General features: G+C 58.6%; 10 protein-coding genes. 2 read left to right on the top strand and 8 right to left on the bottom strand.

Translation table 11 applies throughout. The features are described 5' to 3' along the window. The first annotated feature begins 161 nt into the window (after positions 1-161). A complete protein-coding gene (locus CJ255_RS18055; RefSeq protein ID WP_245863553.1) occupies positions 162-1,424 on the top strand; it encodes a pyridoxal phosphate-dependent aminotransferase in 1,263 nt (420 codons plus the stop codon). Between the two features lie 92 nt (positions 1,425-1,516). Here the strand turns inward: CJ255_RS18055 and CJ255_RS18050 are convergent, their stop codons facing one another. From CJ255_RS18050 to CJ255_RS18015, 8 genes are all read right to left on the bottom strand, one after another. Then, positions 1,517-2,233 (bottom strand): CDP-alcohol phosphatidyltransferase family protein, encoded by a 717-nt coding sequence (locus CJ255_RS18050; protein WP_097645489.1) that lies wholly within the window; start codon positions 2,231-2,233, stop codon positions 1,517-1,519. 697 nt (positions 2,234-2,930) lie between these two features. Next, positions 2,931-4,436, bottom strand: coding sequence for an AMP-binding protein (locus CJ255_RS18045; RefSeq protein ID WP_217352476.1), 1,506 nt, complete (start codon positions 4,434-4,436; stop codon positions 2,931-2,933). Positions 4,437-5,067: 631 nt separating this feature from the next. Then, positions 5,068-5,880, bottom strand: a complete 813-nt coding sequence (locus tag CJ255_RS18040; protein ID WP_097645488.1) for an SDR family NAD(P)-dependent oxidoreductase — start codon at positions 5,878-5,880, stop codon at positions 5,068-5,070. Positions 5,881-5,882: 2 nt separating this feature from the next. Further along, positions 5,883-6,587 (bottom strand): cysteine hydrolase family protein, encoded by a 705-nt coding sequence (locus CJ255_RS18035; protein ID WP_097645487.1) that lies wholly within the window; start codon positions 6,585-6,587, stop codon positions 5,883-5,885. Between the two features lie 200 nt (positions 6,588-6,787). Next, entirely contained in the window at positions 6,788-8,053 is a 1,266-nt protein-coding gene (locus CJ255_RS18030; protein ID WP_097645486.1) for a glycosyltransferase family 4 protein, read from the bottom strand. Between the two features lie 220 nt (positions 8,054-8,273). Continuing rightward, positions 8,274-9,110: a class I SAM-dependent methyltransferase gene (locus CJ255_RS18025; protein ID WP_097645485.1), complete on the bottom strand. Its 837-nt coding sequence runs from the start codon at positions 9,108-9,110 to the stop codon at positions 8,274-8,276. Positions 9,111-9,183: 73 nt separating this feature from the next. Next, positions 9,184-11,445 carry a hypothetical protein gene (locus CJ255_RS18020; RefSeq protein ID WP_097645484.1) on the bottom strand — a complete coding sequence of 754 codons (2,262 nt, stop codon included), beginning with the start codon at positions 11,443-11,445 and terminating at the stop codon, positions 9,184-9,186. 106 nt (positions 11,446-11,551) lie between these two features. Continuing rightward, a complete protein-coding gene (locus tag CJ255_RS18015; protein ID WP_097645483.1) occupies positions 11,552-12,640 on the bottom strand; it encodes an AOC03_06830 family ribosome hibernation factor in 1,089 nt (362 codons plus the stop codon). A gap of 705 nt (positions 12,641-13,345) precedes the next feature. Here CJ255_RS18015 and ilvD point away from each other — a divergent pair. Next, positions 13,346-15,028, top strand: coding sequence for a dihydroxy-acid dehydratase (gene ilvD, locus CJ255_RS18010; protein WP_097645482.1), 1,683 nt, complete (start codon positions 13,346-13,348; stop codon positions 15,026-15,028). Positions 15,029-15,114 lie beyond the last annotated feature (86 nt).

Raw genomic sequence — 15,114 nt, 5'->3', positions numbered from 1 at the left:
CATGGGCGGGCATCGTAGTGCCGACGTTAGTCGGCTGAGGTCTTTGGCAGCGATGGGAAGCCGACTAACGTCGGCACTACCTACGGCCTCTCAGAGTGGCAAAGCAATGGGGCAATCAACAACATCCTTTTCCCTTATACCATTACCCTTGAACGTGCCGCATGATCAAGCATGCTAGAGCCCTTTGGGATGCCATGTTCGGCAATCTGCAATCTACAATCTGCAATCTGCAATCTGCAATCTACAATCTGCAATCTACAATCTACAATCGAAACATGCCTGGTGTCTATACCCAGCTTGACCTGAGTCCAAATGCGTTTGAGCAGGCCCGTCAGCAGCGGATTGCGACAGGTGATCTGCTCGATCTCACGAGTAGCAACCCGACCGCACAGGGTTTGTTCTTTCCGCCTGAGTTGTTGCAGCAGGCGAGCGAGGCTTTTTGGGCGACGCGGCGCTACCAGCCTGATCCGCACGGCAACCCGGCGGCACGCACTGCTATCTGTCGCTACTACGCCGAGCGCACGCCGGGGCTAGAGCTTGACGTTGACGACATCTTTCTTACGGCCAGCACGAGTGAAGCCTATGCGCTGCTCTTTGCCCTGCTGGCCGATCCAGGGGACAACCTGCTGGCCCCTAATGTGACCTACCCGCTCTTTGAGTATTTGGCCGAACTGCGTCAACTTGAGTTGCGGCCCTACCCGCTGAACGAGGCTGAGGGTTGGCGGATTGATGAAGCGGGACTATTGGCCGCTGCCAACCGTCGTACCCGCGCTGTCCTGATCGTTTCGCCCCACAACCCCACTGGTGCAGTGGTTAGCCAACCAGTGGCCGCACTAGCGCAGTTGGGGCTGCCGGTGATCTGCGATGAGGTTTTTGCACCCTTCAGCTACGGAGTGGCGCATGTGCCACCATTGGCGGCCTTACATCCCGATTTGCCAGTCTTGACACTCAATGGCATCTCGAAGCTGTTTGCATTACCCGATCTGAAGCTCGGCTGGATCGCACTGAACCAAGCCGCCCGCAGCTTGGCCCCGCGCCTTGAACTGCTCAACGACACCTTTCTCAGTGCGAACAGTCTTAGCCAACAGCTCTTGCCGCAGCTCTTCAGCAGCGGCATGCCCTTTGTGCAAGGTATGGTCGAGCGGGTGCGTCACAACCTGACCCTGGCGTTAACCCAACTCCACAACCATCCCCACATCCATGCCCGCCCGCCCGACGGTGGCTACTACCTCTTCCCTGCCATTCGCGGATGGGAAGACGAAGATGCGCTTGTACACTTCCTCATGCAGCGCGGTCTGCTGGTACATCCTGGCTACTTCTACGGCGAAGTACCCGGTACCCATCTGATGCTTTCGGCCTTAACGACGCCAAATGTCTTTGCCGCAGGCATCGAGCGTTTGAGAGACTGTCTGAAAAATCCATGAACTGGCGTTGGAGTGCCGGCTTCAGCCGGCTAAAGCCGGCACTCCAACGCCTGCCCACTAGCTTTTCAGACAGCTTCTGAGGATTGCCCTCCTTAACGGGCGGCACGGTTGAGCCGCAACGAATAGATGATGTAGAAGATGGGGTAGAGCAGCGAGAGCAGGGCAAGCAGAATGCGCGCATTGCCATCCACCAGCACAGAGACAAGCAGGATGATGCCGCTGATCGTTGCTGCTGCCAAGTGGGCATTGCGGTAGCGCGGTAGCCGGGTGATATAGATGTAGCGCGTGGGGATGAAGACGAGGATAGAGAGGACAATGACAATAATCGTGTTGATCCAGGCCGGGGCACTGATGAGGTAGAGGTAGGCAACCAACAGGTTCCAGTAGGAGGGAAAGCCGAGGAAGAAGCCTTCATCGTCGAGCTTCACATCAACCCGCGCAAACCCAAAGGCACTAGCCAGCAGCGGTAGCGCCCCAAAGAGCAGCACCGGCTGGAGCAACATCTCGGCTTGCACCATGAAAAGGACCGGGAGAAAGGCGTAGGCCACAAAGTCAATCACGTCATCCATGGCGCGGCCATCAACTTCAGGCACATACTTTTTCACATTGTAGCGGCGCGCCAACATCCCATCGGTTCCATCAATCACAATACAGAGCAGCATAGCAAAGAGCGCTGCCGCGAACTGCCCATCCAGCAGGAAGATGGTCGAAAGCAGCAACAACACCACGGTGGAGGCGGTATAGAGGTGGACAAGGTAAGCCTTGATGCGTGCGCTTGACATGGCGGTAGAGGGTTGATCGTTCATCATGGCTGGTATAGTAGCATAAGAAAAGTATGGTGGATGCAAGAAGCTGCATGCTCACCATACCGAAAACGAGTAATTGCTATAGGTGGCTTGGGTTGGGTGCCATCGTTTCCTGAATATACACACACAGCTTATGGTGCTCCTGGTGCTCATCTTGCCTCTAAAGACTTGCCTTTAACACCCTCTATTGTTGAAACTCTAAATACATTACCACAAGCGGATCTTAAACCACCAGGAGCAATTCAAGGCCACTACTTCCGCCAATTGAAAGGTATAGAAATACAACGAGCTATGGCTTTGGCTCCAGGGCAGTCTATGCGCGATTTACCCGAGGAGTTACAGCATCATAGTTTCCAGCGCAGAGCTTTTCGGCGAGTCATGGACGGCACACCCAGCGAAAAGCGAGGTGGAGCTCCCTCTGGGGTGAAGCGTTTAAAGCCTAAGATAAGGTTTCAGAAACGGCCTTTCAGCTTTACAGTTGGAGTGCCGACTTATGGTCTTCCAGTAAATAATCCGCTAACCAGACCTCGCAGATCTGGCATATCTATCAGGTCTAGTCCGTGCCGCGACACCGGATTAATTTCTGGAAGACCATTAGTCGGCATCTAACAGCAACCTGCGGTCTCAGCCGACTAAAGTCGGCACTCCGTCGGAGACCAAACTGTAAAGTAATCCTAAAACCTTGTCGTACGCCAAAAACCTAGATCAACAAGCGCTTATCCACTTTGCCCAACGGGGTATAGGGCAGTTCGGTGCGGAATTCGATCACTGCGGGCATGTGGTAGCGGGCGATGCGGGGCTTGAGCCATGTGCGGAGCGCTTCTTCATCAAGGGGCTGGTTGGCTTTGCAGACAATCACCGCTTTGAGCCGTTGGCCAAAGGCGGGGTCGGGGATGCCTACCACAACTACGGCGGCGATGTGGGGGTGGGTCTGGAGGATCTGTTCAAGTTCGATGGGGTAGACCTTTTCGCCCCCTGAGACAACCATGTCGTCGCTGCGCCCGCAGATGAAGAGGTCGCCCGCGCTATCGCGGTAGGCGAGGTCGCCGGTTGCGATCCAGTCTTGAGCATTGATGCTCCAGGCGCTGCGGATGAGTAGTTCGCCGATCTGTTGCGGCGCTGCGTCCTGTTTGTCGTCCTTGACGATGCGTGTGCGTACGCCAAGTAGTGGTTGGCCGACCGTGTTCGGTTTTTGCGCTAACTGCGCGGGGGTGGCCATCAGCGCGAAGCCTGCTTCGGAAGATCCGTAGAGGTTGTAGAGGATGGGGCCGAGTTGGCTAAGGGTGGCGCTGGCCAGCGTGGGGGCGAGGGGCGCACTGCCCGCAATGATGCAGCGTAGCGGGTTGAGCGCTGGCGCATCGTGATCGAGCATGCGTTGCAGCATGATCGGCAGGACGATGGTGGTTTCGATCTGCGCTTGGGCTATCAGGTCACAGGCTTGGGCTGCGTTGAAGCGTTCGGTGATATGGATGCTTTGGCCCAAGGCGGTAGCGATGAAGAGCATGGCGAGGCCGTAGCCATGGTAGATCGGCGGGGCCAGGTAGATCGAGCGGTAGTGGTGCAGTTTGGCCTGTTTGAGTAGCGCAATGAAGGGCGGGATGACGTTGAGGGGCGAGGGGCGGCGGGCTGCGACTTTGGGTTGCCCGGTGCTGCCACTGGTTAGGACGACAATGCGGCCCATGGTGGTGCGCTTCAGCTTGTGCGGGCTGCTCGGCAGCGTCTGGGCAAGCTGCTCAAGCGCGGGCCCACTGGGATAGTGTGTGGGCAAGGCCCGTTCCCCCAGCTTGGCTTGGGCTATCGTCGCGGTAAGGCTAGGGTCATGGATAACAAACGTGAAGCCCAAGCGCTCAATCAGGGCCAAGAGTTGCCCGGCACTCTGCTCAGGGTTGACGAGGTAGATATTGGTACCCAAGCGCGCACAACCAAAGAGCGCCTTAATGCTCGCTGGGTGGTTGCGGCAGATGAGGGCGACATTCTGTTGGGCCTGTAGCCCATAGTTCTGCTGCAACGCGCAGGCCAGCGCCTCGGCCTGTTGCCACAACGCGTGGTAGCTCAGGGATTCATGTTCACTGACGATGGCTTTGCGCTCAGGATCAGCCTCAGCCACCACCTGCAGCAGCGTCATGAGGTTAAAACCAGTCTGTGCAAGCGCCCGGCCCCAGCGCCAGAGGCTTGTGGGCGTCAGGAAAGATGGATTGTTGCTCACGTTTTGGGCCTTTTGATTCTTGATTATCCCATTGTTGAGGCGAAGGCAACGCTGTTTTTTGCGTTCCTTTTTGCGCCGTAGGTAGTGCCGACTTTAGTCGGCTTCCCATTGCTGCCAAAGACCTCAGCCGACTAAGGGAAGCGGATGTTGTTGATTGCCCCGTTGCGTTGCGTTGCCACCCTGAGATGCCGTAGGTAGTGCCGACTTTAGTCGGCTTCCCATCGCTGCCAAAGACCTCAGCCGACTAATGGTCTTCCAGAAATTAATCCGGTGTCGCGGCACGGACTAGACCTGATAGATATGCCAGATCTGCGAGGTCTGGTTAGCGGATTATTTACTGGAAGACCATAAGTCGGCACTACGATGCCCGCCCATAGACTATTCAGCATGACAGGCTGCTGGGATACGTAACAATTTGTTAGCGCGAAAAAGTTCTGGGCCGCACCGCTTGGCTTCGACAGGCTGGTTTCGACAGGCTCAACCACCGAGCCAGCGGCGCGGTGGCTGCCAACCCAAGGCTTTTTCGCGCTAACAACAATTTCTGCTTCCCTAACGTCGGCACTACGATGCCTGCGAATATGTACTATTCAGCATGACAGGCTGTTGGGATACTTGACAATTTCTGCTTCCCTTACCTCCTTCGCCCTAGCCAAGCTTCCCAGGGTTCGCGGAGGAGGAGTGCGGCGAGTTGGGCCGGGAGTATCCACCAGGGGGTGTAGGTGCGTCGTTGGGCGATGATGGCGCGGCAGATCAGTGCGGCGACTTGGTGGGGTTGCATGGCGGGCATGTGGCGATAGGCTTTGGTTGGCAGAATCATGCGGGTGCGGACGAGGGGCAGGTAGATGGAGCTGGTCTTGACGCCCCGGCGCTGTAGCTCTGGGCCAACGCAGCGTAGCCATTGGTCAAAGGCGGTCTTGGAGGCTTGGTAGGCGGCCCAGTGGGGTGGCGGCAGCAGCAGCACATTGATTGCCGAGATGTTGATGATCTGGCCTTGGCGCGCCACGAGGCCGGGGATGAGGGCGAGTAGCAGTTGTACCGGCGCGTAGTAGTTCAACTCCATGGTGCGCTCAAAGTCGTGCATGCGCTCAAGTGAGGCAAAGATTGAGCGGCGGATCGAGTGGCCCGCATTATTGACCACGAGGTCAATGCCGTTGGGCCAGGCGGCTAGTTGGGCGGCCAAGGCTTGCACCTGATCGCGTTGGGCAAGGTTGCAGGGCAGCACCGTAGCCACACCACCTTGGGCTTCCACGCGCTGCTGCACTTCACGCAACTTGGCCTCGGTGCGCGCCACCAAGAGCAGATGGGCCTGCGTAGGTGCCAACGCTTCAGCCAGCGCCTCACCAATCCCATAGCTCGCCCCAGTCAGCAGCACCGTCTTACCCGCCAAGCGCTGGCGCAACTCGGCGCGATTGTAGTGGAGGAAGGGGAAGAAGAGAAGTTTCATGTCTAAAGCGTACCAACCACCTCAACGCCATTCTGGGCCATGTGGTGCAGAAAGAGCATGTGGTGCAGATCGCCATCGTGGGCCATAATGCCCAATTCACGCGCAAGGGCTACTGGTGTATCGAAGGTGTCCACAGCAGCGGCGGGCACAATCACGCGGCGCTCGAGGTTGAGCGCATTGGCCTCGAGGCGCAGGTGCAGCGCGATGCTGTAGACGCAGAGATCGGTGCAGTCGCCAACAATGATGAAGGTGGTAAGCTGCGGGCGCTCGGCCAGCCATGCGCTCAAGGTGGTGCCCAGATGGGAACTGAGCGAATTCTTGGCAATTGTGGTGAATTGGTCGGCAAAGGGCAATGAGGCCAATTCTACCACCGTCTGACTCTCGGCGCTACCGGCGATGCAGTGGGGGGGAAAGGCCGCAAACTCGGGCGTATCAGGGCTATGGGTATCTTGGGTGAGTACGAGGTTGCGTAGCCCCAAGGCGTAGGCGCGGGTAAAGAGGGCCGCCACCGGCTCAACCAGCGCCCCCACCCGTGGCCCGGCGAGTGGCCCATCCTTGCAGAAGCCATTGATCAGATCAATCGAAAAGAGCGCCACGCGCTCCGGCTGATCACCAATGATCGCCGCAAGATCTCTAGCGGGCAACGCCTGGTACCACTGCTCCAAATAGGTAAGAAAGGGGGTCGCTTGGGTTACTAGCTTGCTCATGCTTGCTCGTCCTCCTCGCTATGATTTAGTGTTATTGTGACACTATTATAGCAAAGGAACACATGAGAGTCAAGAGGGTTTGAGAGGTACAGAGAATTTCACCACAGAGGCACCGAGAACACAGAGATGATGAAGTGCGAGCAACCACGATTGGTCTGCTCCCAACTCCAACGCCTCTGTGTCCTCAGTGCCTCTGTGGTTCAATAGCTCGGTACCTCGAATCTGTTCTTGCTCACCCGCTCTACGATGGGGCGATACAGTTCCAGCAGCGCGCCCGCAATCCGCTCGGAGCTGAAGTTGGGTGCCAAGGCGTAGGCGCGGCGGCTGCAAGCCGCCCATGCGTCGGGGTTGCCCAAAAGCTCAATGATGGCCTCGGCGATGGACGCGCCCGAACGGGGATCAACGACGCGTCCAGCCTCAGCAGCGGCTACGTAGTCGCTCACGCCGGTGGTGCGGGTCACAATTGGGGGGGTGCCAACGGCGGCTGCTTCGAGGACAACGCGGCTGAAGGATTCGGCCACTGAGGGTACCACGGCTAGGTCGGCGGCGGCCATGTAGCGCATGGTTTCTTCGTGGGGCACGCCCCCGACGAGCAGCACGTCGGCGCTGAGGTTATGCTTGGCGGCGCGTTGAGCCAAGTAGGCGCCATAGTCGCCAAAGCGCGGTGTTGTACGGCTGGGGCCAACAATCAGCAGTTGGGGCGCGAGGCCCGCTTGGCGCAGGTGGGGCATGGCGTCTACGAGGTAGGCAATGCCTTTGAAGGGGTGCAGGCGGTTGAGGCTCACGATGATGGGCCGCGCCGGATCGAGTTGGTGTTTGGCTACAATCTGGGCACGACTTGTACGCCGTAAGGCGTGCAGATCGCCGGGGGGCGGGAAGCTATCGGCAGTGATGTTGTAGGGCATCGGCACAAGCTTGCGTGGATTGGCCCCAAGGCGCACGGCTAGCTCACCCAATTGGGGCGAATCGGCCCGCAGCAGCGCAGCCTGGCGGAAGATCCAGGGCAAGAGCCAGCGCACCGTCCGAAAGCGCCCATAGCCATAGTCAAACTCCGGCTCGGCCATAATATCCGCGCCCGGCAGCGTGAGCGCCAGCGGTGGGCGCTGGCGTGGCGGCACCATGGCAACCATCAACCCCAAGGGGAAGGCGGTCTCACTATGGATCAGGTCGTAGCGGCGGGTGGCCAGAAAGCGCCGAAAGTGCCACACTGCGCCCGCGAGGTAGGGGTAGGGCAAGAGGCTGCCACAAAGCCGATTGGCTACCTTCAAAGGCCAATTGGCACTCACCGGCAGCCGATGCACCACCACCCCCTCTTCGACGCTGGTGCTCAGCGTAGGTTGCCCGGCTGCTAAACTTAATACCTCCGCTGTAACCCCGTGCTGGCGCCAGGCCGCAATCACCTCGGTATGAATACGATTCCCCATCGCGGCGCTGTCGTAGCGCGGGATGCAGTAGAGTATGTGCATAATTAGGAGTTCTTTGTGGATATAGTGAGGTTCTGTAGAGGGCACAGAGAATTGAACCACAGAGGCACAGAGAGCACAGAGGGGGGAGCGTTTTTTTATAGATAATATTCAAGTGTTTGTGCATTGCGAGGATTGTTGTATGTAGCGTACTCAATCCAAATCTCTGTGTTCTCGGTGCCTCTGTGGTTCAATCCTCTATGACCTCATCATTTCTCTCCGTCTACCGTTTGCGTAGCGTAAACATCACATAGAGCGGCTCGCTGCGATCAAAGCGCTCCTCCAGTGGATGGACAATCCAGGCCAGCAGGAGGTCTTTGAGCACAAAGCGGCGCCAGTAGCGGGTCATGCGTGTTTCGTGGTAGCGCCAATTGAGCAGCGAGCGCCCGAAGCCACTGATCCGCCCCATGGCGAGACCCCACGGGCGCACATAGACACGCTGCAGATCTTCGTCGGTATAGAAGCGGAAGAAGGAGCCAGCTTTGCCCTCTTGCACAAAGGCGTTGGGTTCAACCTGCACAAAGCGCCGAATGCCTGCAAAGAAGGCGCGCCGTTCGCTGCGGGTATAGGGCAGCGTGAGGGCCGCAATGCCGCCCGGCGCAAGCACGCGGCCCAGTTCGCGCCCTGCGGCTACATCATCGGGGATATGCTCAAGCGACGAGACCGCCGCAATGCGGGCCACACTGCCATCGCGGATCGGCATCTGGGTTGCGCTGGCCACCAGTGGGAAGAAGCGCCCATCGCCGGGGCGGGCGGTTGCCCTGCGTTTCGCCAATTGCCAGCGCACCCGTGCGGCATCAAGTTCCAGCACCACCACATCAACCCCCTCTTTGGCGAGCATATGGGGGTAGGAAGAGGTACCCGAACCAACATCAAGCACCAGATCGCCGCGCCGCAACTCGAGCGCCTTGGTGGCCCAAGGGTACTCAATGATGCGCCAGAGGCTAAAATCGTTCACCGTCTCGCGCAGAATGCGCCAGCCATTCAGCGCAACTTCATAGACCACCGTGCGCCATGCGGGCAGGCGCACCGGCGAACCAACACGATCATGGGTAGTCATCGCTTCCCCTGTTCTCCTGTTCTCATGCTCTCTGCTCCCCTGTTCTCCTGCTCTTCTGTTCTGCTCCCTCCCCCTACCAAAACGTATACAACCACGTCCGCATCAAGACGGCCTGGGCGCTAAAGAGGGCGAGGAAGAGGCCCAAGCGCCAGAGGCGCACAGCTTGGCTTGGCCCTTGCCAGACATGGTAGGCAATCAGCACGGCGGTGAGGGGGTAGGTGAAGGCCCAGACCCGTTCCACTTCACGAATGAAGAGGCCACTCAGCCACATGCCTAGCACGACGCCCGCCAAAGCAAAAACGATGCTATCTAAAAATTCGAACTTCCGATGTTGAAAGATGCGACTGAGGAGTACCGCCGAGAGTGCGGTCATACCCCAGGGCGCAAAGTACCAGAGAAAGGGGGCAATATTGGGGGCCAGGAAGTCGGTGTAGGTAGCCATTGAGGGCGGCAGGAAGGGTAGAGGCCGATACATGCTGTCTACGCCATGCATGGCAATGCTATTGAGTGCGGAGGCTTTGCGTACCGCTTCAACCACATTGAAGCCTGTAGCTACATAGAGCAGCAGGTAGAGCAGCAAGATCGTAGCCGCACTGATCAAGCCTTGGCGTAGGGGATGGCCCATTGAGCGCAGCAAGTGTTGCCATCCGCCCCCTGGCGGATAGGCCCGCAGCACCGCAAAGATGAAGGTGACCACGCCCAAAAAGAAGAGTTGGGTCGCGGTATAGGTAAAGAAGAGTGCTAGGGCAATCAGCGCCCCACTCAGCACCGCTTTGCCTAACCCAGCCTTTGGTTCGAGGGCTAGCAGGAACCCGACCGCACCCAGGGCAATCAGGGCACTGAAGAGGGCGTCCATCGAGGTGACATTGTAGATCTGATGCCCCGGCATTACCACAAAGATCGCGCCAGCCAAGAGGCCCAACAGTGGGCCACCGAGCTGCCAACCGAGCCAGACTGCGGCTAATACCGCGAGACAGCCGAGCAGCATGGCGACCCAACTTGTGACCACGACACCAGGGCCAGCGATCTGCACCACGCCCCAGAGCAGCAGCAGACTCCCAGGCGGATGGTTGCTATTATGGTGGCTGAGAGTCGGCGAGAGGGCCACATAGTCGCGCAGAATGGTCAGCGCATCATTGAAGCGCGGCACATCGTGCTGGTAGTCATACTCATTGGCAAAGGTGGTATAGAGCGACTCCCAGCCACGCACAGTTCCCTTCAAGACCACAGGCAGCAGCAAGGCTCCAATGAAGATCAGCAGCAGCGGGGGGGCAAGGATACGCCAATTGGCTGGCGTCGTCCCCAAGCCATCCTCAACACGGCGCACCTGCACCAGCACAAGGCCGATCCAGAGTGCAAAGAGGGCTATTGGCACTACCACCAGGGGCGTATAGGCGGGATAGAGATTGGCCTTGAGCGGCCAGACGCCCCCCGTATGGCCACTGTAGAACTGAATCACCTCAATTCCGCCCCAGAGTACAATGCTCCAAAAAGCCATACCCGCTAGATCGCGGGCCAACAGACCACCGCTCCACGGATCGGTGAGCCGAGGGTGCAGCGCCCAGCGCCGTGCGGCTGCGATGCCTGCCGCTGTGACCGCTAGGCCACCAATGACGGGGGGCAGCATCCGATTGACCGCAACGCCAACAATGAGGAAGCCGGCCCCTATCAGGCTCAAGAGGGCTACGACCGTGCCAAACAGCATGAGGCCAACGAGCCAGCGTGGCAAGCCAAAGGCGCGCAACAGCCAAGCACACACGAGGGCAACGAGCAGATTGATCAGCAGTTGTTCACGCGCAGGCATAACCAGTTCGCTACCAACCGGCTGGAGATCAAAACTGACAAAGGGCACCCCTAGCGGACGCGAATGGCTGGGCAGAATCGCTGTTTCACTCGTGAGCGTAAAACAGTGGTCATCCTGGCCGCTGAGTTGCGGGCCAACCAGCACATGGTAGCGTCGTGCGCCTGCCAGCATGGGTAACGAGGCTAACGGTTCACCATTGACCAGCAGGTGGGCCTCGGTATGCCCAAGCAACGCCGCGCCATCGCCAAGGAACACAAGCGTGACACGTGCTTGTGGGATACGCCCTAGTGCTTGGAGGCAAATATGGGACTCAGCTTGCGTCCAGAAGAAGGCATAATTACCACTAACCTCCTCCTGGTGGAAGTTCTGCATCGCCCGTTGCAACTCCCACGGGCGTACCTCCTGATCACCGGCAAGATGGTGCGTAAAGCCCAGGTTGTAACCAATCAGCGTGGCCAACAGAGTGCCAAGCACAATAAAAAGGCCGAAGAGCAGGCTCTTCAGCCACTCTTGTTCTGGTAGACGTATCATGTGCAGCGCTATACTTTAAGGGATGGTTTCTAGCGACTTGATAGTTTGCGAGGAGGCGAAGGAGGCGAGGACGCGAGAGCTTCGCCTTCTCGCCTCCTCACCTCGTTTAGTAGCGCAAAATAAGCGCAATGCGGTCATGCTGTGCTAGGGTGCCATCCTCAAAGAAGACCACCCGCCCGCCCATGTTCAACACCGTCTCGATGGTCTCGTCTACGGCATCGTCCATGTCTTCGGGGCCGCTTGGAGCCTCAATCGGATCAAGGCCGGTGCCGCTGGCATTGACCCGCGCCGGGTAGTGGAAGCCCTCTTCAACCAGCAGCAGCGCCCCGCGCCCCTCACGGGCAAAACGCCAGGTTTCGCCAATGGTTGAAGCATAGCGCTGGCCACCCACTGCCGTGTCAAGCTCGCTGAGAGCCTGCTGGCGGCTGGCCGCCAAGCTCTGCTTCACCAACGGCCAGACCAACTTGCCCAACTCGTGGGCCGAGGTGCGGTCGTGGCTGCCGGTCAAGGTGGTCACAATCTTATCATTATGGCTACCTACTTCACGGAAGAAGGAGATGAAGCGATCCACACCCACCACCGCAAGGGGCAGGGGGTCTTGGGCCATCAACTCACCCAGCGCTTGGTCTACATTGCGAAAAAAGATGCGATGATGCTCATCGCGGAACGCCGAGCGGTTCACCGCTGGATCGTTGGTCAAGCCACTCGCCCCCCCAGGCCCGCCGTGGGTCAGGGGGAAGGGCGTGCCCGCCGTGACCTCTTCGAGATCTTCGCGCACCGCCTCATAGAGGCGCGTCGGCTTTTCGCTGAGCGCCAAGACCCAGTAGCGTGGGGTGCGGTTCATGGCAAAGACAAGATCGCGGGTAAAGAAGTTCTGATCGATCACGACTCGCTCATTGAGCGTGAAGGGCAGGTAGAACTTGAGGGCGACATCAGCATTGACAAAGATCGCCAGGCCATCGAGGGTGTGGGTATAATCAATTTCGTTGGTAATATTCTCAAGATCGGTCAGCAACCCGGCCACCTCGCGGCGCGAAAAGGACTCCAGCAAGCGATTGGTCGCTTGGGTCACCAGATTCCGCACGCGGATCGGGTCTTGCTTATTATCCGGCGAGGTGCGATGGGTCGGTAGGGTTATGCTGAGGCAGGGATAGCCCTCGTAGCTCTTGATTGTGCGAAGGTCGTTCCGATTCATGTGGTCTCCTCAAATATTCAAGGTGTGCTTTGCAGGTTGGCTGTCGCCCCTCAAAGAGCTCTCAGAAACTGTCTGAAAAGCTAGTGGGCACGCGTTGGAGTGCCGGCTTTAGCCGACTAAAGCCGGCACTCCAACGCCAGTTCATAGACTTTTCAGACAGCCTCTTAGGGCAGGTTTCAGGCCACTTTACCATATTGCGCCATTAGGTAGTGCCGACTTTAGTCGGCTGAGGTCGCCGACAACCCCCGGATGCCGACTAATGGTCTTCCAGAAATTAATCCGGTGTCGCGGCACGGACTAGACCTGATAGATATGCCAGATCTGCGAGGTCTGGTTAGCGGATTATTTACTGGAAGACCATAAGTCGGCACTACGACGGTAAAGCTGAAAGGCTGTTTCTGAAACCATACCCTTAGCGCGAAAAAGCTCTGGGCCGCGTCGCTTGGCTTACATTGGCAACCCACACTATACCATATACCATGCAGAGCGTCTGTTGCTGGTAGAATAGACCCATAGGATCGCTTTCGCCCCATGCGGGAAGGTTTCAGAAAAGCCGAAGGTTACGTTACCACCTTGCGAGGATGCGTGAGGCAAGGAACTCGCGTCCTCGCGTCCTCGCGTCCTCGCGTCCTCGCGTCCTCGCGTCCTCGCAAACGGTAAAGTATCTACAAACCTTCCCATGTTCTAAAGAAAAGAGGGTACTCCATGAGTGAGAATCGCCGTAGCCGCATGATTACCGAGGGTCCGCAGCGTTCGCCTAATCGGGCGATGTTGCGCGCCGTTGGCTTCAATGATGAAGATTTTAGCAAGCCGATTGTTGGTGTGGCCAATGCCCATAGTACGATTACGCCCTGCAATGCGGGCATTGGCGCTCTGGCTACGCGGGCCGAGGCGGCCATCAAGGATGCTGGGGCGATGCCGCAGCTCTTTGGCACGATTACGGTGAGCGATGGGATTTCGATGGGCACTGAGGGCATGAAGTTTTCGCTGCTCAGCCGCGAGGTGATTGCCGACTCGATTGAGACGGTGGTTAATGCCCAGCGTATGGACGGCATTCTGGCGATTGGGGGTTGTGATAAGAATATGCCCGGCGCTATGATTGCCCTCGCCCGCCTTGATGTTCCGAGCATCTTTGTCTATGGCGGTACGATCAAGCCGGGGCACCACGATGGGCGCGATCTGACCGTGGTGAGCGCGTTTGAGGCGGTGGGCCAGTATAGCGCCGGGCGCATTGATGAGGCTGAGTTGCTGGAGGTTGAACGGCGCGCCTGCCCCGGAGCGGGCTCCTGTGGCGGCATGTTTACCGCCAATACTATGTCCTCAGCAATTGAGGCGCTGGGTCTGAGCCTGCCCGGTTCCTCGACTATGGCGGCTGAGGATGAAGAGAAGGCCATCAGTACCGCTCGTTCGGGCGAGGTGCTGGTGGAGGCCATTCGGGCCGGGCGCACCGCCCGCCAGATTCTGAGCCGCAAAGCCTTCGAGAATGCCATCGCGGTGATTATGGCGCTGGGTGGCTCGACCAACGCGGTGCTGCATCTGCTGGCGATTGCTGATGCCGCCGCTGTGCCCTTGACGATTGACGACTTTGAGGTTATCCGTAAGCGCGTGCCAGTCCTCTGCGACCTCAAGCCGTCCGGCAAGTATGTGGCCACCGATCTGCACCAGGTGGGTGGCGTGCCCCAGGTGATGAAACTGCTGCTCAATGCGGGCCTGCTGCACGGCGATGCGCTCACGATCACGGGCGAGACGCTGGCCGAGACGCTGGCTCATGTGCCCGATGCGCCTCCAGAGGGCCAGGATGTCATTCATACCATTGAGCAGCCGATCTACGCTCAGGGCCATTTGGCGATTCTGCGCGGCAATCTGGCCGAAGAGGGCTGTGTGGCCAAGATTACCGGCATCAAGCAGCGGGTGATCACCGGCCCGGCGCGTGTCTTCGATGCTGAAGAGCAGTGTCTCGAAGCCATTCTCGCGGGCAAGATTGTGGCGGGCGATGTGGTGGTGATCCGCTACGAAGGGCCCAAGGGCGGCCCCGGTATGCGTGAGATGCTTGCGCCTACCTCGGCTATCATCGGGGCCGGTTTGGGCGACAGCGTTGGGCTGATCACCGACGGGCGCTTCTCAGGCGGCACCTACGGCCTCGTGGTGGGCCATGTCGCCCCTGAAGCGGCGGTGGGCGGTGCGCTGGCCCTCGTACACGAGGGCGACACCATTACCATTGATGCCGATCAGCTTCTGCTGCAACTCAACGTTCCCGACGAAGAGTTGGCTCGCCGCCGCGCCGAGTGGACAGCGCCCGCGCCACGCTATCCCCGTGGCGTCCTCGCCAAATACGCTCGCCTCGTCTCCTCGGCCAGCCTGGGGGCGGTTACGGATCGCTTTGAGTAATACCATTTACGATTGCCGATTGCCGATTGCCGATTGCCGATTGCCGATTGCCGATTGCCGATTGCCGATTGCCGATTGCCGATTGC

This window comes from Candidatus Viridilinea mediisalina (assembly GCF_002532535.1).
Classification (GTDB): Bacteria; Chloroflexota; Chloroflexia; order Chloroflexales; family Chloroflexaceae; genus Viridilinea; species Viridilinea mediisalina.
Note: the sequence above shows the minus strand (reverse complement) of the source record. Positions and strands in the feature narration are given on the sequence as shown.